Origin of the sequence: Streptomyces sp. NBC_01497 (genome assembly GCF_036250695.1) — a bacterium.
Taxonomy (GTDB): Bacteria; Actinomycetota; Actinomycetes; order Streptomycetales; family Streptomycetaceae; genus Streptomyces.
In genome coordinates, this window is record NZ_CP109427.1 from 102,268 (window position 1) to 125,626 (window position 23,359).

Annotated in this window: 20 protein-coding genes and 2 pseudogenes; 12 read left to right on the forward strand and 10 right to left on the reverse strand. The window is 69.9% G+C overall.

The window, feature by feature from the left end; all coding sequences use genetic code 11:
* Positions 1 to 318 precede the first annotated feature (318 nt).
* Positions 319 to 885 carry a DUF2243 domain-containing protein gene (locus OG310_RS00480; RefSeq protein WP_329453862.1) on the forward strand — a complete coding sequence of 189 codons (567 nt, stop codon included), beginning with the start codon at positions 319 to 321 and terminating at the stop codon, positions 883 to 885.
* The gene (locus OG310_RS00485) at positions 885 to 1,721 is read left to right on the forward strand and encodes a cytochrome c oxidase assembly protein (protein ID WP_443078511.1); all 837 of its coding nucleotides are present in this window, start codon (positions 885 to 887) and stop codon (positions 1,719 to 1,721) included. The genes OG310_RS00480 and OG310_RS00485 overlap by 1 nt, the downstream gene beginning before the upstream one ends.
* A gap of 338 nt (positions 1,722 to 2,059) precedes the next feature.
* On the opposite strand, the gene tkt is transcribed toward OG310_RS00485, so the two are convergent.
* From tkt to OG310_RS00505, 4 genes and pseudogenes are all read right to left on the reverse strand, one after another.
* Complete coding sequence (gene tkt / locus OG310_RS00490; RefSeq protein ID WP_329453863.1) at positions 2,060 to 4,297, reverse strand: transketolase; 2,238 nt, start codon at positions 4,295 to 4,297, stop codon at positions 2,060 to 2,062.
* Between the two features lie 99 nt (positions 4,298 to 4,396).
* Complete coding sequence (locus OG310_RS00495; protein WP_329453864.1) at positions 4,397 to 5,062, reverse strand: HAD family hydrolase; 666 nt, start codon at positions 5,060 to 5,062, stop codon at positions 4,397 to 4,399.
* A 100-nt stretch (positions 5,063 to 5,162) separates the two neighbouring features.
* A pseudogene (locus tag OG310_RS00500) lies at positions 5,163 to 5,490 on the reverse strand (IS5/IS1182 family transposase); the annotation flags it as partial.
* 813 nt (positions 5,491 to 6,303) lie between these two features.
* The gene (locus OG310_RS00505; RefSeq protein ID WP_329453865.1) at positions 6,304 to 7,260 is read right to left on the reverse strand and encodes a LysR family transcriptional regulator; all 957 of its coding nucleotides are present in this window, start codon (positions 7,258 to 7,260) and stop codon (positions 6,304 to 6,306) included.
* A 118-nt stretch (positions 7,261 to 7,378) separates the two neighbouring features.
* Here OG310_RS00505 and OG310_RS00510 point away from each other — a divergent pair, with 118 nt between their 5' ends.
* From OG310_RS00510 to OG310_RS00515, 3 genes are all read left to right on the forward strand, one after another.
* The gene (locus tag OG310_RS00510; RefSeq protein ID WP_329453866.1) at positions 7,379 to 8,074 is read left to right on the forward strand and encodes a type 1 glutamine amidotransferase domain-containing protein; all 696 of its coding nucleotides are present in this window, start codon (positions 7,379 to 7,381) and stop codon (positions 8,072 to 8,074) included.
* A 242-nt stretch (positions 8,075 to 8,316) separates the two neighbouring features.
* Positions 8,317 to 8,928 (forward strand): MFS transporter, encoded by a 612-nt coding sequence (locus OG310_RS38420; protein WP_443078811.1) that lies wholly within the window; start codon positions 8,317 to 8,319, stop codon positions 8,926 to 8,928.
* 67 nt (positions 8,929 to 8,995) lie between these two features.
* Positions 8,996 to 9,169, forward strand: a complete 174-nt coding sequence (locus OG310_RS00515; RefSeq protein WP_329453867.1) for a hydrophobic protein — start codon at positions 8,996 to 8,998, stop codon at positions 9,167 to 9,169.
* A 714-nt stretch (positions 9,170 to 9,883) separates the two neighbouring features.
* On the opposite strand, the gene OG310_RS00520 is transcribed toward OG310_RS00515, so the two are convergent.
* Together OG310_RS00520 and OG310_RS00525 are read right to left on the reverse strand one after the other, a co-directional pair.
* Positions 9,884 to 10,759, reverse strand: coding sequence for a SigB/SigF/SigG family RNA polymerase sigma factor (locus tag OG310_RS00520; protein ID WP_443078512.1), 876 nt, complete (start codon positions 10,757 to 10,759; stop codon positions 9,884 to 9,886).
* Positions 10,760 to 11,011: 252 nt separating this feature from the next.
* The gene (locus tag OG310_RS00525; RefSeq protein ID WP_329453868.1) at positions 11,012 to 11,350 is read right to left on the reverse strand and encodes a MerR family transcriptional regulator; all 339 of its coding nucleotides are present in this window, start codon (positions 11,348 to 11,350) and stop codon (positions 11,012 to 11,014) included.
* Between the two features lie 832 nt (positions 11,351 to 12,182).
* Between OG310_RS00525 and OG310_RS00530 the strand changes: the two genes are divergently transcribed.
* Positions 12,183 to 12,575: an ATP-binding protein gene (locus OG310_RS00530; protein ID WP_329453869.1), complete on the forward strand. Its 393-nt coding sequence runs from the start codon at positions 12,183 to 12,185 to the stop codon at positions 12,573 to 12,575.
* A gap of 520 nt (positions 12,576 to 13,095) precedes the next feature.
* On the opposite strand, the gene OG310_RS00535 is transcribed toward OG310_RS00530, so the two are convergent.
* Entirely contained in the window at positions 13,096 to 13,752 is a 657-nt protein-coding gene (locus OG310_RS00535; RefSeq protein ID WP_329453870.1) for a type III effector protein, read from the reverse strand.
* Positions 13,753 to 13,885: 133 nt separating this feature from the next.
* On the opposite strand from OG310_RS00535, the gene OG310_RS00540 reads away from it, so the two are divergent.
* Both OG310_RS00540 and OG310_RS00545 read left to right on the forward strand, forming a co-directional pair.
* Positions 13,886 to 14,326, forward strand: a complete 441-nt coding sequence (locus OG310_RS00540) for an Hsp20/alpha crystallin family protein (RefSeq protein ID WP_329459973.1) — start codon at positions 13,886 to 13,888, stop codon at positions 14,324 to 14,326.
* 408 nt (positions 14,327 to 14,734) lie between these two features.
* Positions 14,735 to 15,172, forward strand: coding sequence for a DUF2267 domain-containing protein (locus OG310_RS00545; protein WP_329453871.1), 438 nt, complete (start codon positions 14,735 to 14,737; stop codon positions 15,170 to 15,172).
* Positions 15,173 to 16,694: 1,522 nt separating this feature from the next.
* Here the strand turns inward: OG310_RS00545 and OG310_RS00550 are convergent.
* A complete protein-coding gene (locus OG310_RS00550; protein ID WP_329453872.1) occupies positions 16,695 to 18,011 on the reverse strand; it encodes an FAD-dependent monooxygenase in 1,317 nt (438 codons plus the stop codon).
* 199 nt (positions 18,012 to 18,210) lie between these two features.
* Here OG310_RS00550 and istA point away from each other — a divergent pair, with 199 nt between their 5' ends.
* Together istA and istB are read left to right on the forward strand one after the other, a co-directional pair.
* Positions 18,211 to 19,563 carry an IS21 family transposase gene (gene istA, locus OG310_RS00555; protein ID WP_443078513.1) on the forward strand — a complete coding sequence of 451 codons (1,353 nt, stop codon included), beginning with the start codon at positions 18,211 to 18,213 and terminating at the stop codon, positions 19,561 to 19,563.
* Entirely contained in the window at positions 19,560 to 20,330 is a 771-nt protein-coding gene (gene istB / locus OG310_RS00560) for an IS21-like element helper ATPase IstB (protein ID WP_329453874.1), read from the forward strand. Before istA ends, istB begins: the two co-directional genes overlap by 4 nt.
* 35 nt (positions 20,331 to 20,365) lie before the next feature.
* Here istB and OG310_RS00565 read toward each other — a convergent pair whose 3' ends face one another.
* Complete coding sequence (locus OG310_RS00565) at positions 20,366 to 20,752, reverse strand: ArsR/SmtB family transcription factor (RefSeq protein ID WP_329453875.1); 387 nt, start codon at positions 20,750 to 20,752, stop codon at positions 20,366 to 20,368.
* 131 nt (positions 20,753 to 20,883) lie between these two features.
* A pseudogene (locus tag OG310_RS00570) lies at positions 20,884 to 21,345 on the reverse strand (flavin-containing monooxygenase); the annotation flags it as partial.
* A gap of 106 nt (positions 21,346 to 21,451) precedes the next feature.
* On the opposite strand from OG310_RS00570, the gene OG310_RS00575 reads away from it, so the two are divergent.
* Positions 21,452 to 22,837 carry an NAD(P)-binding domain-containing protein gene (locus OG310_RS00575; protein ID WP_329453877.1) on the forward strand — a complete coding sequence of 462 codons (1,386 nt, stop codon included), beginning with the start codon at positions 21,452 to 21,454 and terminating at the stop codon, positions 22,835 to 22,837.
* Entirely contained in the window at positions 22,837 to 23,103 is a 267-nt protein-coding gene (locus tag OG310_RS00580) for a hypothetical protein (protein WP_329453878.1), read from the forward strand. The genes OG310_RS00575 and OG310_RS00580 overlap by 1 nt, the downstream gene beginning before the upstream one ends.
* The last annotated feature ends 256 nt before the right edge of the window (positions 23,104 to 23,359 follow it).

The window sequence follows — 23,359 nt, forward strand, 5'->3', positions numbered from 1 at the left end:
ACACGATCGGGCGGACGGGCTCTCAGTGATTTCGCGGTGACCCACCACTTCGCGGAGCGCATCCGATTTCGGGCTGAAGAGGGGCAGTGGCACATCATCCGACGGAGAAGCCTCGGTGCAGGGTCCCGACACGTTGATCCTCCTCGGTGTCCGTTTCGGCTGTGAGACAGAAAGCGGACCGACACAACCCATGCTGGGGCAGTCCGGGTGTGGGCGAAACGGCGGAAGCATTCCGGCAGTGAGTGAAGGGGACAGGCGGGGCGGGAAGACGTGTCGAGATGATCCCACGCGCACTGTCGACCGGACGGAGAACAGGCGATGGCCGGCACGGCAGACGAAGCCCGACCAGTTCTGGCGGTGCCGAACAGTCTGCAGTCGCCGGGGCTCATCCTCGGAGTGGGACTCGGTGGGTTCGTCGACGGCATCCTGTTGCACCAGCTACTGCAGTGGCACCACATGCTCACCAGCACCAACCACGACCGCATCGGGGTGAAGTACTACAACCCGAAAACGGTGTCGGGACTGGAAATGAACACGGTGTGGGACGGCATCTTCCACGCCGTGTGCTGGATCGCCGTCCTCCTGGGCCTGGCGATCCTCTATGCACGAGTCACGAACAATCGCCGGGCGGTGTGGGCCTCACGGGTGCTGTGGGGCTGGATTTTCGCGGGCTGGGGGCTGTTCAACCTGGTCGAGGGGATCTTGGACCACCAGATCCTGGGAATCCACCACGTCCACGGCGGCCCCTACCAGGCGTGGTGGGATGCCGGTTTCCTCGTCCTGGGCGGATCGCTCATCATCGGCGGTTACCTCCTCCAGCGCAGTGGCCGTCCCTTCGATCCTGACGCACCACACGGCTCCCGGCGTGCCGGAGGCCGGGCCTGATGGACGGCATGCGGCACGACGGCAGCGACGGCGGTCTGGTGGGGTCGGTACTGACCGCGCTGGTCCTCCTCCCGGTGGGGAGCGGCTACCTGCTGGCCGCACGCCGAGCACGACACAGCAATCCCGCTCGGGGCTGGAACCCCTGGCGCTCGGCCTCCTTCGTCGTCGGGCTCGCCCTACTCGGCGTCGCGCTGCTTCCACCACTGGGTCCTGCCGCGCACACCGACTTCCGCGGCCATATGGCCCAGCACATGCTCATCGGCATGTTCGCTCCCCTGGCGCTGGTCCTCGCCGCGCCCGTCACACTCCTGCTGCGCGTCTTGCCGACTGCTCGGGCGCGGCGAGTGACGGCGGTACTGCACAGCCTGCCCGCGCGAGCCCTGGCCCACCCCGTGGTGGCGCTCGCGCTCAGCACCGGCACCCTGGGGGTGCTCTACTTCACCCCCCTGTACAACACCGCCATGGCGCACACCCCGGGGCACTGGCTGATGGACGCACACTTCTTCGCGTCCGGGTGCCTGTTCGCCCACGTCATCGCAGGCCCCGACCCAGCTCCCGCCCGGCCAGGTGTACCGGCCCGGATCGTCTGCCTCGGCGCCGCGATCACCGTTCACGCCCTGATCGCCGAGGCCATGTACGGCGGATTCTTCATCGACATCCACTCCCCCATCAGCCAGGTGCAACAGGGCGCCGAGATCATGTACTACGGCGGGGACATCGCCGAACTCCTGCTTGCCGGTGCGCTGGTGACCACGTGGCGGCCCGAACCGCGGACCCGGACGGCAGCCACCCGGTCACGGCCCGCCGGGCTGAGTGCCACCGCCACCCCGCGCTGAGCGATCCCGGGTCGTTCGCATCTGCGCCCGTCCCGGCATCCGAGCGAGGAGGGTCATCGGCTCGACGATCACAGACGACCTCCAGGGGTCCTTCGATCAGGACCGGACCTTCGCGATCAACGATCACGCACCTGGCGCGGTCAGGTTCGGCACGGATGACCACCAGCTCCTCGTCGGCGCCGATCAGGGCCTGGGCACGCAGCCATGGCAGCCGTCACGTGACCACGGGCCCGATCGGCGTCGGTGTCGTGTGCCCCTCCGGGAGACACGCCGGCTTGTCGTTCTGTGCCGTGGCAGTGCCTTTCGGGCTCGCTGGGTGGGAGGCGCGGGCGACGCGGTCAGCGATCGGCGGTAGGGGTGTGCAGGACGCCGGCACTGTCCGGGCCAGTGGGGGCCACCGGTGGCGCCACGACGGCGGCGAGGCTTTCCCGGGCCGCGGCGACGACTGCGTCAGCGGTGAGGCCGAACTGCTCGTACAGAACGGTGTACGCCGCGCTGGCGCCGTAGTGGTGCAGGCCGACGATCCGGCCGGCGTCGCCGACGAACTCGCGCCAGCCCATCGGCACGCCGGCCTCGACGCTCACCCGGGCGCGGACCGTGGGCGGCAGCACCTCCTCGCGGTAGGCCCGGGTTTGGGCCGCGAACCACTCCCAGCACGGCAGTGACACGACCCTCGTGGGGACGCCGTCGGCTTCCAGGGCCTCTCGGGCGGCGACGGCGATCTGCACCTCGGAGCCGGTACCCATCAAAATGACGTCGGGGGTGCCGCCGGAGGCTTCGGCCAGCACGTAGCCGCCCCTGGCGGCACCCTCGGCCGACGCGAACCGTGTGCGATCGAAGACAGGCAGGTTCTGCCGGGACAACGAGAGCCCGGCCGGGCGGTCGTTGTGCTCCAGGATGGTGCGCCACGCCACCGCGGTCTCGTTGGCGTCGGCCGGGCGGACGAAGTCCAGGCCGGGAATGGCCCTCAGCGCCGCGTAGTGCTCGATCGGCTGGTGGGTGGGGCCGTCCTCGCCCAGTCCGATGGAGTCGTGCGTCCACACGTAGGTGACCGGGAGCTGCATGAGCGCGGCCAGCCGCACCGCACCGCGCATGTAGTCGGAGAAGGTGAGGAACGTACCGCCGTACACGCGGGTCCCGCCGTGCAGCGTGATGCCGTTCATGATCGCGCCCATGGCGTGCTCGCGGACGCCGAAGTGCAGCGTGCGCCCGTACGGGCCGCCCGACCACATCTTGGTCTGCCGGTCCGCGGGCAGGAACGACGCCTCCCCCTTGACCGCCGTGTTGTTGCTCTCCGCCAGGTCGGCCGAACCGCCCCACAGCTCCGGCAGCACCGGATACAGGGCGGCAAGGATCTCGCCGGAGGCCTTCCGGGTGGCCACGCCCTTCGGATCGGCGTCCCAGGCCGGCAGGTCGTCCGCCCAGCCCTGTGGCAGCCGACGGGTGGACAGCCGCTCCAGCAGAGCGGCGCCTTCGGGATTGTCGGCCCGCCAGGCGTCGAAGCCCTGCTGCCACTTCGCGTGCGCCTGTTCGCCCCGCTCGGCGACCCGGCGGGCGTGCTCCAGCACCTCCGGGGCGACCTCGAACGCCATGTCGGGGCCGAAGCCGAGGATCTCCTTGGTCGCCCGGACTTCGTCCTCGCCCAGCGCCGAGCCGTGGGCCGCGCCGGTGTTCTGCTTGTTCGGTGCGGGCCAGCCGATGATCGTCCGCAGCACGATCAGCGACGGGCGACCGGCCTCGTCCCGGGCAGCGGCCAGCGCGCGATCAACCGCAGCCAGGTCCTCGCCGTCGTCGACGTGCTGCACGTGCCAGCCGTAGGCCTCGTACCGCTTACCGACGTCCTCGGTGAACGCGACATCGGTGTTGTCCTCGATCGAGATCCGGTTGGCGTCATAGACCAGGACCAGGTTCCCCAGCTCCTGGGTCCCGGCCAGCGACGACGCCTCCGCGCTGACGCCTTCTTCGAGGTCGCCGTCGGAGGCGAACGCCCAGACCGTGTGGTCGAAGACGCTCTCGCCCAGGGGAGCGTTGGGGTCCAGCAGACCGCGCTCGCGACGAGCGGCCATCGCCATGCCGACAGCGTTGGCGACGCCCTGGCCCAGCGGGCCGGTCGTGGTCTCCACCCCCGGCGTGTGATTGACCTCGGGGTGGCCCGGCGTCAAAGAGCCCCAGGTCCGCAGCGCTTGCAGGTCGGAGACCTCCAGGCCGTAGCCGGAGAGGAAGAGCTGAATGTAAAGGGTGAGGCTTGAGTGTCCCATCGACAGGACGAAGCGGTCACGGCCGACCCAGTTCGGGTCGCTCGGGTCGTGGCGCAGCCATTTCTGGAAGAGGAGGTAAGCCGTGGGAGCCATGCTCATCGCAGTGCCGGGGTGGCCGTTGCCGGTCTTCTGCACGGCATCCATCGCCAGCACGCGCACGGTGTCGATAGCGCGCCGGTCGAGGTCGCCCATCCCTTCGGGGAGAGTGGGGTGCGGCTGGAAGGGATGGCCGGTGGGCGCGTCGCTCGCGGCTTCGGCGGGTGCTTCGGGGCGGGTACTCTTCGCCCCGGTGTCGGGATCTGTCTCATTGGCGGTCATCTGTTGCGGTGCTCCCTCAAGGGTGGGCGGTGGACGCTCGAACCGTACGGCCGGACCTGGCATGCAACATGGGGGCACGGTCCTGGGGCGGCAGGAGCGTCAGGCAAGTGGGGTGTCGTCCAGCGACTTCGCGAGGTCGCCGGGGGTGTCATAGATGGCGACGGCGCCGGCCTTCTGCAGCTCGTCGTCACCGAAGCCGCCGGAACGCACGACGATCGCCGGCATCCCTGCTTTCTTCGCCGCTTCAACATCCCACACCGAGTCGCCGACCATCACACTCGGCGCGTCGGGCGGCGCGCCCAGCTTCCTCAGCGCCACCCGCAGCAGGTCCGGCGCAGGCTTGGACGCTTCGACGTCGGCGCTGGTGGTCCACGCGTCGACGATGTCGCGGGCGTCCAGCTTGTCCAGGAAGACGTCCGCGTGGCGCTGCTGAGCGGAGCTCGCCAGCACCAGCGGGTGACCGCGTTCCTTGATGGCCACGAGCAGCTCGCGCGCACCGGGCAACGGCGCCATCTCCTCCAGCAGCGCGTCGACCTCCTTGCCCTGCTGTTCGCGGGCCCGGTCGCCCGCCCGACGTTCCAGCTCCCTGCCTCCCACAGCGGTGACCACCTGGTCCCCGCCCATCCCGATCAGCCGGTGCAGCCGCCACACCGGACGGGTCTCCCCCACCGAGCGCAGTGCCCGGTACCAAGCGAGCGCATGCTGATAGTTGGAGTCGATGAGCGTGCCGTCGATGTCGAGAACGGCGATTGCGGATTCGGTCACGTCCGCCGAGTACCCGCCGACCCGGTGCCCACACAGAGCCCGCGAGACGAGCGAGACGATCCTCGGCGCGGACACCGGCTCCCGGCTCTCACTGATCGTTTCAGAATGAGGTTCGGGGTCGTCTCAAGCAGATGATGCTGCAGGCGAGTTGGAGGAGTGCGAGGTGGAGTTCGGCGCGTATTCCGTAGCGGATGCGGAGTCGTTTGAACCGGTGGAGCCAGGCCAACGTGCGCTCGACCACTCAGCGGGTCTTGCGCAGGCCGGAGCGTGCGGGGCTCCGCGGCGCGCGATCTTCGGTGCAACCCGCCGTCCGAATGAGGCGGCGGTACGTGTCGTAGCCGCGGTCCGCGAACAGTCGCCGGGGCTGGTGGCGCGGCCGGCCGCATAAGCCACGGATATGGCGAAATTGTGTCCAGCAGGGGCATGAGAGGACGCCGCGGAGGCGTCTGGGTGGCCTGTCGGCAGCGACTGTCGATCTGCCGCCGCCTGGCCGCCCTCAGCCGGCGTGGGCCGCGCAGCCTGCCGCGATCGATACGCCGCCAGCAAGTGGGCCCTGGAGGCGAAGACGCGGCCACCCCACTCGCCGACACACTCGAACTACCCTTCCCCCCGGCTGCGCCTCCGGGCGGGCGAGCCCGCCAGGACCGCCTTGGCGGCCCGCAAAGCCGCACCGGAAGACGCTCCCTTCGTACCGCTCCCACTCGACTGGTAACCACCCAGCCCGGAAGCAACCGCTCCCCCGCCTCGACGACGAGACACGCCCGCCGTCAGGCGTTCCGAGACGGCCGGGCCTTCACCACTGCACAGCCGCCTGCCTGTGCCAGGCTGAGTGGTTCTGTTCGCGGGGCCCGGTCCGGCTCGGCTTCGGTGATCGCCTTACGCCGCTGGGCAGAGCCGTGCCGTGCCGTGCCGTAATGACGGAAGATCCGCACATCACGTGGCGGGTCCCGCGTTACTGGCGTGTGCGTCGACAACGACATTGCTTCCGACCCTGGCGGAGGCCATGACTGAGCTCAACCAGCCTGCTCCCTACCGGCGAGAGCTCTCGGTGACGGCCCAGCCGTGGCAAGGGAAGGTTGTCGCCGATGTCATGTTCGTCCGCGGGCTGAGCGAGGGTGCAGAACGGCCAGGGCTCGGGCCTTAAGGTCGGACCCACAGGGCCGGTGCGCGCACGGCGGTCAGTAAGCGCGGAGGTGTCTTCTGCCGCTGTGCGACGAGTGCGTGCGTGAACCCGCGGGCTGTTACCAGGAGCGGGCTGCCCGCACGAGGTGCGTCCGCACGGCGACAAGCGCGGGACGGGGGAGGGCACCGGCACGCTCGACCAGGAAACCGGTGTTGATGGGTGGGTCTTGCGGGGAGAGCAGGGCCAGCAGCGTGCCGGAGGCGAGTTCGTCCTTGCACAGGTAACGGGGCAGGACGGTGATGCCCGCGCCCGCGACGACGCAGGCCCGGACACCGCGCAGGTCCGGGACGACGACGGCGGGCCGTGCGGACAGGCGCGTACGGAAGACGTGGCGCCAGTAACGGCGCAGGATCGGCAGGTCCTCGCCGTAGGCGACGAGCGGTACACCCTGGAGTGGCCCCGGATCCTTGCAGTTGAGCGGCCCGATCCGCTCCGCCCATGCCGGTGCGGCGACGAGGACGAACTCCTCGTCCATGAGCGGAACGGCGCTCAGGGAGCGGCCCCTGGGCCGCACGGCCGACAGGACCAGGTCGAAGCGGCCGGCGTGCAGGCCGTCGAGCAGTTCGTCAGCGAGTCCGGCGGTGACGCGCAGCAGGACACCGTGTTGTGTCAACGGCGCGAGGGCGGGCAACGCCAGCACCGAGAGCATCTCGGCGGGGCCGCCCAGATGGACCGGTTCGGCAAGGGCCTCCGCGTCGGAGCGTCCACGGTCCGCGACGGCCGCGAGCGCGTCGAGCGGCGCGGCGATCTCGCCGGCCAGGGCGTCGGCCACCGTGGTGGAGGCCACGCCGCGCGGCAGACGCTCGAAGAGCTGGCGGCCCAACTGCTGCTCCAGGGCCTGTACCTGCGCGCTCACAGTGGGTTGAGAAATGCCCAGGGCCCGTGCCGCGCCGGTGAGCGAGCGGGCCCGGTGGACGGCCAGGAAGGTCCGCAGCAGGCCGAGGTCCAGCGACCCGCCATCGGACGGGCGAGTTCCGGGCACACCTCGCGATACATCGGAATTCTGATGGTTCATGTCGGGCTTCCTATTGGTTTGCCGATGAGTGTGCGGCCTAGTGTCGTCCATGTCAGGCCGCCGGTCCACCGGCGGCTCCATCCCGGTAAACCCGGGACGTTCAGGGAGCACACACGGCATGGCAGAGATACTCATGGTGATGACCGGCGCCGACCACCTCGAGATGGCTGACGGCAGCAAGCACCGCACCGGTTACTGGGCCGAGGAGTTCACGGTGCCCCACCGCGCCTTCACGGAGGCCGGCCATCGGGTGTCGATCGCCACGCCGGGCGGCATCGAGCCCAGCGTCGACCCCGCGAGCCTGCGGCCGGAGGTCAACGGCGGCCCCGAGGGTGCCGCCGCGGCCGCTGCCGCGCTGAACGGCGTCGCCGGGCTGAGCCACCCGCTCCTCCTGGCAGACGTCGATCCCGACGACTACGACGCTGTCTTCTACGTGGGCGGGCACGGACCGATGCAGGACCTCTCGCGGGACGCCGACTCCGCCCGGCTCCTGCGTACCGTCCTGGACGGGGGCACACCGCTGGCCGTGGTGTGCCACGGGGTGGCCGCCTTGCTCGCGACGCGGCAGGCGGACGGCACCTGGCCGTTCGCCGGATACCGGCTCACCGGCTTCAGTTCCGCCGAGGAGAAGCTCACAGGTCTGGCCGACGGCCTGCCGTGGTTGCTGGAGGACCGTCTCGTCGCCCTGGGCGCCGAGTACTCCGCAGGTGAGCCCTGGGCGCCGCACGTGGTCATCGACCGCACCCTGCACACCGGGCAGAACCCCCAGTCCTCGGCATCCCTGGCAGCCGCTCTCCTCAAGACCCTCAGCTGAGCCATCCACCCGGCCGGCACACCACTCGCGAACATGGGAACACCCACTCATGACAACGCCGAACCGCGGGTCGGACACCCCATGCCCCGCCCACCGCATCCCGTCCATCCCCGGCAGCAGACCCGCTGCCAGGCGTGCCGCGGTCAGGGTGGCAAGCCGCCCGCCGCGCGGCGGGCGGGGCCTCGCCCTCGCCCTCGGGCCGGGCGCGACGATGGTCTCGATGGTGCAGACGCTGACGGTGCCTGCCTCGGCACCTCCAGCAGGACCTGAACGCCTCGGCCACCGACATCAGCCGGCTCGCCACGGCGACACTGTTGCCCGGCGCCGTCGGCACGCCGCTGCTCAGCAGGCTGGGCGGCCGGCACGGCAGGCGGCAGGTCCTGCTCGCCGTGCTGGCCGTCACCGTGGCCGGGTCCGTGCTGGGCGCCCTCGCCGACAGTCTTCCTTTGCGAAGTACCACCTACATGGCGGTGAACCCACCTTGGGGATGTACAGCTCCATGCCAGCGGTCAAGGCGCACAGCACCAAGCCCTCGGCAGCCGGGCGGACAGGGGCGACCGACCGTAGAACTGCCTCTCCAGGTCAACCGTCGCTGCCACAAGCTCACTGACATGAAGCCGACACCTCGCGATGGTCCCTTGGGTCACTCGACCTGCTCGCGCCACGCCTACCTCGCCGTCGCCCGCGCAGGAGAACGCGACCGTCGTCCCGCATTCGATGCCCCCGCACCGCTCGCCTGCGACGAGATCGCCCCGGCGGAAACGCGTCAGGAGCGCCTCCGCGGTCGCCGGTGCGCCTGGCCTGTGCGCCTGGCCTGTGCGGTCAGCGGTCAGCGGTACGTACGCATCAGATAAGAGAGAGCGATTTTCCCGCACATGGCGCCGCCCAGCGGGGGCACACGGCGTTCCGGAGGTAATAACTATGGTTCCCATTCTGCTCGTTCTTCTTCTCGCACTCATTCTCGCCGGTGCGGGTTTCGCTCTGCACTTGCTGTGGTGGATCGCGATCATCGTCCTCGTCGTGTGGGCGCTGGGCTTCCTGATCCGCCCGGCCGCGCACAGCGGTGGCAAGCGAAGCCGCTGGTACCGCTGGTAGAAGCGTCCATGCGCAGTGGTGAGGGCGGCCCACCGGATCCGGTGGGCCGCCCTCACCATTTGTCTGTTTCCCCTCACGCAACGGGTGGGAGGCACGGTGTCGGGTAGTCGCAGAAGTGGCCGGGACGGCCCTCGTAGCAGCGATAGGGAACCGCTCCTCCAACGCGGCGGACGCCCTCGCGTATCCGGGCCTTGCCGGAAAGGCAGTTAATCGCATTTCCAACAAGGCCCGAAGCTCTGTTCAGGAATTGGTCGCCCGGGGGGCAAACGCCCATCCCGGTACGTCGGCAGACCGACCCCGCCGCTATTGGCGGGGTGACCGGAACACGGGCGTCGGCCATATTGACGGGCCCGCGAAAGTAAACCGGTGGGGGCGCCTCGGGCCCCGGCGCCCTGTCAACCTCGTTGACCCGCCCTTCATCCCGGTCTCCGGCAGGACGGCCATCGGGGATGTCCACCACAGGCTCGACGGACGCCGACTCGTGCTCCACCGGGTCCGTTTGCCCACCTCTCCCCAGAACTGCTGGCTCATCCGCGTGCGTCCGCCACAGCTCAGCGTCACACGCAGGGGTGGGGCCCGCTGGACTCGGCGGGCCCCACCCCTGCGTGACCCGACCTCCGCAGGCCCTGCCACTCTCACAGCGAACACTCGGTACCCGCGCTGACCCGGACAACCGGGCAGGCGACCGGCCCTCCACGGTAACGAAGGGAGTACTCACTGACAGGTGAGCAGGCCCGCGCGCAGCGTCTTGATCGCGCGAGCGAGGAGTCGGGAGACGTGCATCTGCGAGACGCCGAGCTCCTCACCGATCTGGGACTGGGTCATCTCCTCGACGAAGCGCATGTGCAGGATCCGACGATCGCGTTCACCGAGCTTGGCGATGAGCGGGGCGAGGGACGTGAGGTCCTCCACGAGTTCCATACCCGGATCGAGGGCGCCGGTGAACTCGGAAAGGCTGACGTTGCGGCCCCGGGCCCCGTCGCCGCTGTCGTAGGGCATGTCGAGGGATTCGCTGCTGTAGGCGTTGGCGGCGATGATGCCCTCGGCCACCTCCTCCTGCGGCCGCTTCACGTACGCGGCCAGCTCGGCGACCGACGGATCGCGATCCAGGCGCGCGTGCAGGACGTCACGGGCCTTGGCCAACTCCACCCGCAGCTCCTGCAGACGCCGCGGGACGTGCACGTCCCAACTGGTGTCCCGGAAGAACCGCTTGATCTCCCCGACGATGTAGGGGATCGCGAAGGTGGTGAACTCTGTCTCGCGGGAGAGATCGAAGCGGTCAATGGCCTTGATCAGGCCGATCATGCCGACCTGGACCACGTCCTCCATCTGGTCCCTGCGGTGGAAACGCTTGGCGGCATAGTGGACCAGGGTCATGTTCATCTCGACGAGGGTGTTGCGCGCGTACGCGTACTCACGCGTCCCCTCCTCCACGCTCTGCAACCGGTCGAAGAACACCTTCGACAGCGCACGCGCGTCGGACGGGGCGACCGCCTGGGGGTCCTCCACCCACGGCAGTTCACCCATCGTCAACACGGAGACGGACGTGGGGGCGGGATCGGGGGCGGGAAGAGCGGAGCCGGCAGACATACGGTGAACCTCCTCAAACGCTGATCGGCGCTACCCCCGCTATCCCCCACACGGCCGAGTAAACCTGCCTCTTTCGCGAGGTCATCGACCCCGGGCCACCAGGCTTGCGGGCGCCGGGTGCCAGCCGCTGAAGCGTCCTGCGCGCAGCGGTCGAGGCTCACCCGGGACGCGGCCGCGCTCAGGCCTCCGGCCATCGTGCGTGTGCGGCAAGGAACCAAAGTGGCGGAGGCAAGGCCGCAGGTCCCAGCCGTATCAGAGCGCGGTAGACGGGGCCTGGGCTTGAGCGGTGCGGTGGTGTTCGGCGTTGAGCCGCTGGGCTTCTGCTAGTTGGTCTTCGAGGATGACGATGCGGCAGGCGGCGTCGATGGGAGTGCCGGCGTCGACGAGTTCGCGGGCGCGGGCGGCGATGCGCAGTTGGTAGCGGGAGTAGCGGCGGTGCCCGCCCTGGGATGGCAGGGGTGTGATGAGGCGGGCCGCGCCGACGGCGCGCAGGAAAGCGGGGGTGGTGTGGAGTATTTCCGCGGCCCGGCCCATGGTGTAGGCGGGATAGTCGTCGTCATCGAGACGGCCGTAGGAGACCTCTGCTGCCATCGCACCTCTCTCGTGGAACATGCGGAGGGGCCCTGGTGCCATTGGCACCAGGGCCCCGAAGGAACTGCTACACCATCCGCCGGCCCTCATACTGCGCCGGCCCTCTGTATCCGCACGACCGTCCGGGAGAGGACGGGGCATGCGGGGATCGCGGTTGCTTGACCGGAGACCACCCCACTATCGATGTCCTGCGGTACCCGGGCTCTGGGACTCCGCCCGGGCGATCCTGATGGCGCTCAACTCCTCCGTTCTTCCCTCAGCGATCACGTACCTACTGCCGATACTGCTGGTGATGCGTACTGCTCGGTGACCTGTGACAGCGCCACTCTTCGACAGCCAGCCCCGTCGCCCGTCGTGCATCTGCCCTGGCTTGGAACCCCACTGCCGAACCTCCCGGTGCGCGCGCCCGCAGCCGACGCCTTCACCAAGGTGCTGCTCTGTGACTTCACTGCTGGGTACTGCTGGGTACTGCTGAACCGCACTGCTACTGGCGGCGGCCCCTGATCACCGCGGGCCACCCGGTGCGGTCGTCAGTCCCGTCGCCGTCCTGCGACAACCCTGGCTTCGAAACTCCACCACCGCACCGTCCTGCGTACTGCAACTGCTGCACAACTGCCCGCCAGTTCATCTCTGCCGGGCCCTCGCTCGATCTCGGCTACGAGAGAAACCATAACCACGCCCACCCCCCAATGTCTACTCCAGCCGACACAGATTTCCCTTAGCCCAGCAGTGAGGCAATCGCGCTCCGCAAGGGTTGAGATTTGCCCCGGCAGGGCACAAACCGCGGGTACGCAGGGACAGGCACTGACGAACCAGAGACCAGGGGGACCAGATGGACACGATCTGCCGCAACACCACGGCCGTCCACTCCCCGGCCACCGTCGCCGACGCACGCGAGAGCACCCGAGGCTTCCTCGAAGCCCTCCAGCAGCCGGCCATCGCCTCCGATGCGGCCGACAGCGTCGTCCTGGTCGTCTCCGAACTCGTCACCAACGCAGTTCGACACGGCGGCGGCACCTACACCCTCCACCTCACCGCCCACCCCGACCTCATCGAGGTCGCCGTCGACGACCCCAGCTCGCAGGCGCCGCGCATGCGCACCCCCGACCTGGACGGCGCAGGCGGAGGCTTCGGCTGGGGCATGGTCAACGACCTCGCCCACTCCACCAACGTGACCCACCGGCCATCCGGCGGCAAGACCGTCAGCGCCCTGCTCCCCCGTTAAAGCCAACGCCAAGGCGCCAACCCCGTTCACAGCAGATGGCGGGCGGTGGGGTGGATCCCCGTGAGCGTCTTCCAATGCCGTGAGGGCCATCGCGGCGACGCACCAAAGGCGACGCGCGTACCGCGCCGGGCCGCGCCGGGCCGCGCCGGGCCGCGCCGGGCCGCGCCGGGCCGCGCCGGGCCGCGCCGGGCCGCGCCGGGCCGCGCCGGGCCGCGCCGGGCCGCGCCGGGCCGCGCCGGGCCGCGCCGGGCCATGGAGCACATCAGCCAGAATGCGGCGGATTCGCGGGAACCGTCGCGATCACCTCCTCACTGGCGTACGCGCGCACGCCCATGACCACGAGGACGCGGGACTTCGTCCGGACAACCGGCGTTCGCAGCGTCCGCCGTCTCGGTGAGCTGCGACCGATCGCCCGGGAACGCACGCCGATCACGCCCCACCCGAGCGCCGGTCCACAGGTCATGAGCCGTGCTCGATGTGGCGGCGAGAGCGGGAAAGGCCCCGTAGCCGGCGGGCCGTGTCACCGGTGTGGGTGGCGTTCGTCCCCGCTGGCTTGGCGCAGGTCGTCGGTGTGGCGGGTGAGGGAATCCAGGCGGGCGGCCAGATCCGGGTGACTCGCGGCGAGATGCTCGCGGGTGGCGGCCAGAGGGGTAAGGAGTACGGCGACGTCGTCCTGGCCGAGTGCCCGCACGAGGGGCCGGCGGAATGCGTCCGGGAGATCGGTCAGGTCGCTGATCGCTCCGGCGAGCCGGCGTAGGTCGCCGGCGTTGCCTCGGGCCCACGTCGTGACGGTGCGTTCGGCGGCGCGGTGGTCGCGGGTGGCCTGGATACGCTGTTCGCCGGTACTGCCGGGGGCTCCGGGACGCAGGCGCAGATAGCGGCGTTCAGCGGACTGGCGGTTGGCGACGCCGAGGGGCTCGGCGAGGTCGGCCCAGCTCGCACCGGCCTCGCGGGCGGTTTCGATCAGGCCCGACTCCCAGCCCGCCAGCTGATCGCGCATCTGGCGCAGCAGCAGCAGCGCCGCCAGCACCTGGTCCGCCCCGGCTCCAGGTTCCGACCGCCCGCCGGACCCCGACTGCTGGGCGGCGAGGACGGCGTCCTCGATCGTCTTCAAAGCCTCCTTGGCGGCCAGGAAGGAGGTGGGAGGGGGCGACGGGTCCTGGTCGGCCGCGGTCATGAGCTACCTCCCTTTGTGTCACCCGACAGGCGACACCATCACTTGTCATCGTCTTGATGACATGTTACAACAGGAGCAGTCAACAGGGCACGGGCAAGAACAGCCCGATCGCACATGGAGGTGTTTTCTGATGCTGATGATGCGCACCGATCCCTTCCGTGAGCTGGACCGGCTCACCCAGCAGCTTCTGGTGAACGGGTCGTCCGGCACCTGGTCGCGGCCCTCGGCGATGCCGATGGACGCCTACCGCGAAGGCGACGAGTACGTCATCGCCCTCGATCTTCCCGGCGTCGACCCCGAGGCGATCGACATCGACGTCGAGCGCAACATGCTCACCGTCAAGGCCGAACGCCGCCCCGCCGCCAACAGCGACGAGGTCCACAGGGAGCTCTCCGAGCGCCCCCTCGGCGTCTTCTCACGCCAGGTCATGCTGGCCGACAGCCTGGACACCGAGCAGATCAACGCCGGCTATGACGCAGGTGTCCTCACCCTGCGCATCCCCATCGCCGAACGCGCCAAGCCCCGCAAGATCTCCATCACCCCCGGCTCACAGCGCAAGGCCATCCGCGGCTGAAACCCAGCCTCAAAGCCACAGCGGAGGACGGGCCCCTCTCCTCGTCCCAAGGCCCGTCCTCCGCACCCCTCCCGCCAGTCCCCCGGGGAAGATGACCCTCGGGCACGGCGGTTCGCAGCCCTCAGGCAAGAGCAGGACCCGGCGGGCACTACAGAGCCCGCCCGCCGAATCCGCCGCGGCCCTCCGGCCCGTTCACCGCGAAGGGTCCGTTCAGGATCCGCCGGCACGAGACGAGAAAAATGCCGACCGCGCCTCCGAACATCGACGCTTGACTCAGCTCGTTGCGCCAACCCGCCGGGCAACCACTCCCCCGCGGCAAGCTGCCCCGCACCGCTCCGGGGCCGGCCCAGGCCGCTGCCGCACATGCCCCACGTCCCCCGCCGAACACCGCGAAAGGCCCACCCTCCGATGCAGCTCACCTCTCAGCAGGCCCCGAGCGAAACGACCATGTCGTACACGCAGATGCTGGAACGCGTCCGCTACAACGGCGCCTACCCCACCCGCGAAAGAGCCGAGGCCGTCACGGCTGATGTCCTGACCGCCCTCGGACGCCAACTCACCCACCACGACCGCGTCGACCTCGCGGCCCATCTCCCCCACGAAGCCGCACGGATCCTCACCGCGCAAAACCCCGGAACGCAGACGCAGTCCCTCACAGGCTGGGCCTTCGTCAAGGACCTCGCCACCCGCACCGGCGGAACCCCCGCCACCACCCGCTGGGACGTCGGCTCCGTCCTGGGCGTCGTCGCCCACCTCGCCGGCCCCACCGTCGACCACATCCTCACCCACCTCCCCTCCGGCTACGCCATCCTCTTCGGCCGCGCCGAACTCCTCCAAGCCGCCTGACCCCCCACACCGCTCGAACCACACCGCTCGAACCACACCACCGCCACCATCGACAGATGGCTGCGCCGGCCTCTGTCGCGGCCCACTCCGCCTCACCTGCGGCATCGTCCGCTGACGACGAACCCCGCTCTGGCGTGGACCAGTCAGACGTTTTCCGAGATGTCCGAGGACGCGGGCCCACATCACGTGGGCGGGATCTTGGTGGCATCGAGCACTGCCGCCACCACCGCCGCGGGTCGGCTGTCGGACGCCTGTCTCAGCCAGGTCAGCGCCTCACCCGCAGTGTTCACGCCGCGCCGCCGCGCCGAGCGTCCACTCCGGAGGCATCAACCACGCCCGAGCGGTTCCGATCGTGCCCGAGTCGGACACGGGGAGCCCCGTCGCGGACCGTGCCTGTCGCGACAGGCTCCACGGCGCAGCCCGGGGTGCGTGCTCGTCTGCCGGCTTCATCCTGCTTGAGTTCACCCCGCTGCAGGCAACGTGCACGACGGTGGACGAACTGCTGGGGAAGCAGGTGCGCGCGTCAATGGGCCGCCGGCGGGACACAGGGCCGAGCCGACCGTGGACAGCCGCCTCCTGACGCCCGCGCGGGTGCCCACCTTCGCGAAGGCTCCGGCCGGCCGGTACCCCGCGGACGCACTGAACCAATCACGGTCGACGGCCAGGTCGAGCCCGGCCAGGGTGAAGCTCGCGTACAGGATTCGAAGACCTGCGCCAGGCGAAGCTCACCCCCGCACTACCGGGCACGCTACGGAAACCGGGCATGGAGTGGGCGCGGCGGGCGGGCGGTTCCGGCGTGGGCGAAGCGGTCACCGCGCCGGACTCCGACACCTCGGCCCAGTCGAAGTGGCGATCGACCGGCTGATCCCTCGCCGGGAGGTGAACCTGCGAGAGAGAAGGATAGAGGTCGACGTCGAGCACCTGGACGTGGCCGGCCGCCGCTGTCCGTTGAGGCAAGGTGGGCCCAGCGCACGGTTCGACGCAGCGGCCAGGCGCAAGGACTTCTCGCTGGGGACCGTGTGCTGGGAGGCGGCACGGCCCTCCTGCCGTGACTGCCCAAGCGCCGCGCCCAGGGGCGGGTTCGTCGCCCCCCGGCGCCCAGGGCCCGGCAAGGCTGTCGGCCGGCTCGCGTGAGTCGGCCGCCCGGACACCGGCCTTGCCCGGCCGCCTACGGCCGGGCTCGCGCGCTGCTGGACGAGCACACCGCGGTCCACGGGCCTGGGGCAGGCGGAGACCTCCACGAGTGGCGCCACTCCGGGCTTGACGCACCTCGGCGGGGCCGGGGCGAGCCCTGCTGATGCTGATGGCCAAGGCGAGGCACAACAGGACGGAGAACGTCCGCCGCCCCTTCAAGCCCCACCTCGGGGGGCGATCGCCGAGCTCACCAGCCTGCTCGCACCTGGCATCAGCATCCACTGATGACAAGGGTCAGCTTCGTGGGTCCGGCGCCCCGGATCATCCGGCGATGTCGCGGAGGATCGCTGACTTTCGGTTCTGTCCGCCGCGCGTCCTGCTCGGCGGGTCACAGGCCGTTGGTGGCCGCCAGGGCGAGAACCCCGGGCAGGTCGTGGGCGGGGCGGCGGGCGGCGATGTAGCCGTCGGGGCGGATGAGGACGAGTTCGTCGCCGGTGACTCCATAGGCGTGGTGGGCGATGTCGTCGGTGTCGATGACGGCGCCGGCATCGTTGGCGGCCAGGTCGGTGCTCACCCGGACGATACGCGGACCGCCCGGGGCCTGCTGGACGACGGTGCCCCCGAAGGAGAGCAGGGTCCAGTGGGGGCCGCGCAGCAGGTCGAACAGCCGGGTGGGGCGGCCGGTCTCGGCATCGCGGCAGGGTGCGTCGGGGGCGCGGACCCCCGCGCCGGGACCGTGGGTGAGCGGGCTGTCAGCGTAGGAGATGCCCAAGCCGGTGGTGTGGTCGTCGGTGAGCCCCTGCTGGGCGGAGGCGCCTTCGCTCTCGGCTGCCGCGCGCATCACGTTTTCCAGGCGGGTTGTGCTGTCGTCCAGGACGTTGCGGGCGACGGGGCGGCGTTCGTGCTCGTAGGTGTCGAGCAGGGCCGGGTCCGCGCCGTCGAGGAGGGCGGCGAACTTCCAGCCGAGGTTGTAGGCATCCTGGATGCCGGTGTTCATGCCCTGGCCGCCGGCTGGGGAGTGGATGTGCGCCGCGTCGCCGGCCAGGAGGATCCGCCCGGAGCGGTAGTGGTCAGCCAGGACCACGTTGATCCGGTAGAGGGAGAGCCATGAGACGTCCTGGATGACCACGCCGGGGACTCCTGCGCGCTCGGTGAAGATGCGGCGGAACAGCTCAAGCGACGGCTCCTCGGGCTCGGCCCGGTCGGCGGGAATGGAGGCCTGGAACTGCCACAGGTCGGTTCCGGGCAGCGGGAACAGGGACAGTAGGCCGTCCTTCTTGCTGGTCCACAGGTGCTGGCAGTGGCGGGAGAGGCCGGTGACGCGTACGTCGCCCAGGTGCCAGCGCTGGTCGGTCAGGGAGGTGCCGTGCAGTGCGATGCCGGCCAGTGCGCGGACGGTGCTGCGTCCGCCGTCGGCACCGACGACGTAGCGGGCGTGGACGACGCTTACGCCCGCGTCGGGCCCGGCCGTGGTCTCGATGGTGGCGGTGACGCCGTCGTCGTCCTGCTGGAGGTCGGTGACCTGGCTTCCCCAGCGGATGGTTCCGCCGAGCTCGGCCAGGCGCTCGCGCAGGATGTGCTCGAACCGCGGCTGGGAAAGCCAGACCGGCGGGTAGGGGGCGTCCGTGGTGTGCATCCCTCCGGCGAGTTCCACCGCCTCTGAGACCACCCGCTCACCGTCGTAGCGGCGGGTGGGGACGTTCACCCGGCCCTCGTGTCGGCGTACACATGAACGTCCCCACCCGCGTACGGATGAACGTCCCCAGTTCTTGACGTGTTGAGGGGCCGCTTTCGGCACTCTGCTGCATGTCGGTGTGGGTGGCGAAGGGTGGTCGGCGATGGTTTTGGATCCACGTCGCTGGTTGGAACTGCGGCGTTTTCGTGGCCTCTTGGAGTCCGGGGCGATGAGCCTGTCGGAGATTTCCAGGGAGACCGGGCTGGACCGCAAGACGGTCCGCAAGTACCTCTCGGCACCGGGGCCGGCGACTCCGCCGCGGCGGTCGACGAACGGGCGGTCGTTGGCGAGGGTGATCGACGAGTTCGCGCCGCTGATCGATTCGATGCTCCGGGCAGAGATCTTGATGAAGGCCGCGGTCATCCACGAGCGGCTGGCCAGGGAGTACGGGTTCACGGGCAACTATCAGCGGGTCAAGCTCTACGTTCAGAAAGCCCGCCCGAGGGTCGCCGAGGAACTGGGGATCACGCCGCGGGAACTGGCGGGCATGCACCGCCGGTTCGAGGTGATCCCGGGGGCCCAGGCCCAGGTCGACTGGGGTGACGAGGGGAAGATCCTCGCGCATATGGGCATCCCGAAGGTCTACTCCTTCCACATGGTCCTGTCGTACTCGCGAGATCCGTTCTGCTGTTTTACCAGCAGCCAGGACCTGCAGACGTTCTTCGACTGCCACCGGCGGGCGTTCGCGCACTTCGGCGGGGCGCCGATGACGATCGTCTACGACCGCACCAAGACCGTCGTCCGCCGCCACGTCGCTCCTGGTGAGGCGGTTCCCCTGCATCCGGAGGCGGCCGGATTCGCCGGCCACTACGACTTCGACATCGACGTGCTGGCTGCCTACCGGCCCACCGGAAAAGGCCGGGTCGAACGCCAGGTTCTGATCGTCCGTGATCATGTTCTGTCCGGGCGGGCCTTCTCCTCCACCGATGAGATGGACGCCGCGTTCACCGCGTGGGTGCCGCACCGGCGGGCTCAGATCCACAAGACGCACCGGGAAGTCATCGGCGAGCGGGCTGCCCGCGATCACGCGGCTCTACGACCGTTGCCGCCCACCCCGTATCTGGTGGCCGAAAGGCATCTGCGACCGGTCGGCAAGGACTGCCTGGTGGCCTTCGGCGGCAACCTCTACTCAGTACCCGCCCGCAAGGTCCGACCCCGCCAGCTGATCGAGATCCGCGCTACGAAGTCGCAGGTCATGCTGTATTCGACCGCCCCCGATACCAGCGGCGAGACCTTGCTGGCCATGCACCCGCGGGCGGTCGGCCGCGGAGCGCGGGTCGTCGAGGAGAAGCACTGGGACGGCCTCCCCACCGGCAAGGGGCGCCGGACGACCACCGGCGACATCCCGCTCCAACCCCGCCAAGGGCGTCCCCGCAGTGAGGAATCCGGGCCGCTGCAGGCCCTGTTGAACAGGGCCGCGGCCAGCCGGATCGAGGTCGGACGCCGGCCGTTGTCGGTCTATGACGAGCTGACCGGCACCCGCCCCTTCACCACCCGTTCCCAGAGCAAGGACACGTCTTGAGCGAGCTGACCGGCAACCGCATCCGCACCACGGCCGCCAAGCTCGGCCTGCCCCACCTGGCCGAAGCCGTCAACGAGTACACCCGGCGGGCGGATGAGGCGAAGATGGGCTATCTCGACTTCCTCGACCTGGTGCTTTCCGAGGAACTCGCCGTCCGCGACGACCGGCGCTTCCGCAGCGGCCTGAGGACCTCGAAACTGCCGCACCACAAGACGCTCGACGAATACGACTTCTCCTTCCAGCCCGAGCTCGACCCGCGCAAGATCAAGGACCTCGCGACCCTGTCGTTCGTCGAGGCCAAGGCGAACGTGGCCCTGCTCGGGCCGCCCGGAGTCGGCAAAACACACATCGCCGTCGCGCTGGCGGTCGCGGCCTGCCGGGCCGGCTACTCGATCTACTTCACCAGCCTCGACGACATGGTCCGCAACCTCAAGACCGCCGAGGCCGCCGGCAGATTGACCAGCAAACTCGGCTCCTACCTGCGGCCGAGTGTCCTGGTGGTCGATGAAGTCGGCTACCAGCCGCTGGAGCGAGCCGAGGCGAACCTGGTCTTCCAAGTGATCTCCAAGCGCTACGAGAAGGGCTCGATCATCCTCACCTCGAACAAGACCTTCAGCGAATGGGGCCAGGTCTTCGGCGACGAAGTCCTCGCCACCGCGATCCTCGACCGCCTCCTCCACCACTGCGAAGTAGTCCCCATCAACGGCAACAGCTACCGGCTGAAGAACCGCCTCAAGGCCCTCGAGCGAGAGACCGAAGTGGCCTGACACCTGGGGACGTTCGTCTGTACGCAACTGGGGAGCTAAAGCCGTACGCCGACAGCTGCGGAGGTGCTCGTCAACAGCTGCCCCATGGCGGCCAGCACGGACGGCTCCACCCGGTAGTACACCCAGGTGCCGCGCCGCTCGGACGTCAGCAGCCCCGCGTCCTTGAGCTTCTTCAGGTGGTGCGAGACGGTCGGCTGGGAGACCCCGACATCGGAGATGTCGCACACGCATGCTTCCCCGGCCTCGTGGGAGGCGACGGAGGAGAACAGCCGCAGACGCACCGGGTCGCCGAGCGCCTTGAACATGCGCGCGGCCCTCTCGGCCTCATCGGCACTCATCGGGCGCTCGGTCAGCGGAGGACAGCACGGCGCCACACCCTGATTCTCGGGTTCGAGCAGCGGCAGCACCTTGGCATTCGACATACGTCTATGTTGACACATGTCGAAGCAGTCCGTCGATGGCTGTCAGGGCCGCGCGAGGTGAGCGGCCAGCTGCCGGGCGATGCGGCCTGCCTCGCGGCCCACGCCGCGCAGCGAGTTCGACGACAGGCTGCGCTGCCGTGCAGCACCTGGCCGGTGAAGTCCTCCAGGCCCGCCAGCAACGGGCGGTAGGGGCGGCCGAACGACCCGGAGGCCGCCACGACTGCCCGCGCGGACAACGGGCGAGTGCCCTCCAGTTCCACCGTGAAGCCGTCGCCGGTACGACGGACGGCACTGACCCGGCACCCGGTGCGGATCTGCGCGTCCAGGCGCTCGGCATAAGCACTGAGGTAGGCGACGACCTCGTCGCGGTGCGCGTAGCGGTCCGGATCGCGGCCGGGGAAGGGCATGCCGGGCGGGGAGCTGTAGTGGGCTGGCGAGAACAGCGTGAGGCTGTCGTAGTAGCGCGGCCAAGACCCGACCGGCCGATCGGACGCCTCCAGGACCACGGGCCGCAGACCGCGGCGCAGCAGGGCATGAGCGGTGGCGAGTCCGGACTGCCCGCCGCCGACGACGGCGACGTCGGTGTGCTCCATCAGCAACCGCTGATTCGATGAATGCCTATGTTGACGTTTATCAATACAGGTGTGATGCTGGACGGCGCAAGCCATCGACAAAGGTCGAAACACGCAAGGAGTCGCCGTGAATGCGTCCGCACCCACCGACCTGCCGGTCGTCGTCATCGGCGCCGGCCCGACCGGCCTGGCCGCAGCCTCCCGCCTCGTCCAGCGCGGCCTGTCCCCGCTGGTCCTCGAGCAGGGCCCGGCCGCCGCCCACGCCGTGCGCGACTGGCAGCACGTGCGGCTGTTCTCCACGTGGGCGGAGCTGACCGACCCGGCAGCGGAGAAGCTCCTCGCCCCCACCGGCTGGAGCAAGCCCGACCCGGCGACCTACCCCACCGGCGGGGACTGGACCGCGCTCTACCTCCAGCCGCTGGCCAACGCCCTCGGCGACGCCGTGCGCTACGGCGCGCGCGTCACCGGCGTCTCCCGTCTCGGGCGGGACCGGATCGTGGACACCGAGCGCGACGCCCAGCCCTTGACCGTCCACTACGCGCTGCCCGACGGCCGCGAGGAACGGATCCTGGCCCGGCAGGTCATCGACGCCTCCGGCACCTGGTCCCTGCCCTCACCCGCAGGCGGCAACGGCCTGCCGGCCCTCGGCGAACACGCGGCGGCGGAGCGCATCGCCTACCGCGTCCCCGACCTCAAGGACCCGGCCGTCCGCGCCCGCTACACGGGCAAGCACACCGCGGTCATCGGCTCCGGCGCCTCCGCCTTCACCACCCTGGCCGCCCTCGCCGACCTCGCCCAGGCCGACGACGGCGCCGGCACCCATGCGTTGTGGGTGCTGCGCCGCGGCATCTCCGGCTCCACCTTCGGCGGCGGCAGCGCCGATCAGCTCCCCGCCCGCGGCGCCCTCGGCCTCGCCGCGAAAGCCGCCGTCGAGCAGGGGCACGCGGACGCCGTCACCGGCTTCCGCACCGACGCGATCGAACCGGGCAGCGACGGCCGGCTGGTACTGGTCGGCGACGACGGGCAGCGCCTGGACGCGGTGGACGAGGCAATCGTCCTCACCGGCCTGCGCCCGGACCTGTCCTTCCTGACAGAACTGCGCCTCGCCCTGGACGAACGTCTTCAAGCACCGGTCGCTCTCGCGCCTCTGATCGACCCCAACCAGCACTCGTGCGGCACCGTCTACCCCCACGGCCACCGCGAACTGTCCCACCCCGAAGCGGGCGTGTACCTGGTCGGGATGAAGTCCTACGGCCGCGCCCCCACGTTCCTGGCGATGACCGGCTACGAACAGGTCCGCTCCGTGGTCGCCGCCATCGCCGGGGACCTGGAAGCCGCCGACCACGTCGAACTCGCTCTGCCCGAAACCGGAGTCTGCAGCGGCGCAGGACTGCTCGACGACTCGACCGCCGAAAAAGGCGGCGGCTGTGCTCCCGCACCGCAGCTGGTGCAGATCGGCGTCGGCGCCACGACCGTCGTGCAGGAGGGTTCGGCGGGCGGCTGCTGCGGCTGATGACCAGCACCGACCATGTGCGCGCCGTCGCGACCGGTACGGGGGACCTGTCGCGGCCCCGGGCCTTCTCCGCCGGCTGGGCCACCAAAGACACGCTGGATGTCACGCTTGTCCTACCCGAGCTCGTCGTCGAGGTACGAGCCGACATCGCCCGGGATTCCGCAGGGCGATGGCGTCACCCGGTGAGACTCGCCCGCTTCCGCGACGACCTCGCCCCCAGCGATGTACCCCTGTTCGACGCCGACGATGACACCCCCGCCGACTGAACCATCCTTGCTCGCTCCAACGACGCTGCTTCCGACTGCCGGTCTCTTTCATGGGCATGTCGGGACGTCCCATCCGTGTCCGTGGATTCCACGGGTCCTACTCTCGTCCTGCCGCCGCGCCGCACCACCGCATCTGACATGGCCGGCTTCCGCACGACGATCATGCAGGCATGCCACACGACTGGCGAGCCGATTGCTCCAGAAGCATGCCGCTCGTCACCGATTCGACCGTCCGCCACGTCGGACGGGCCGGCGC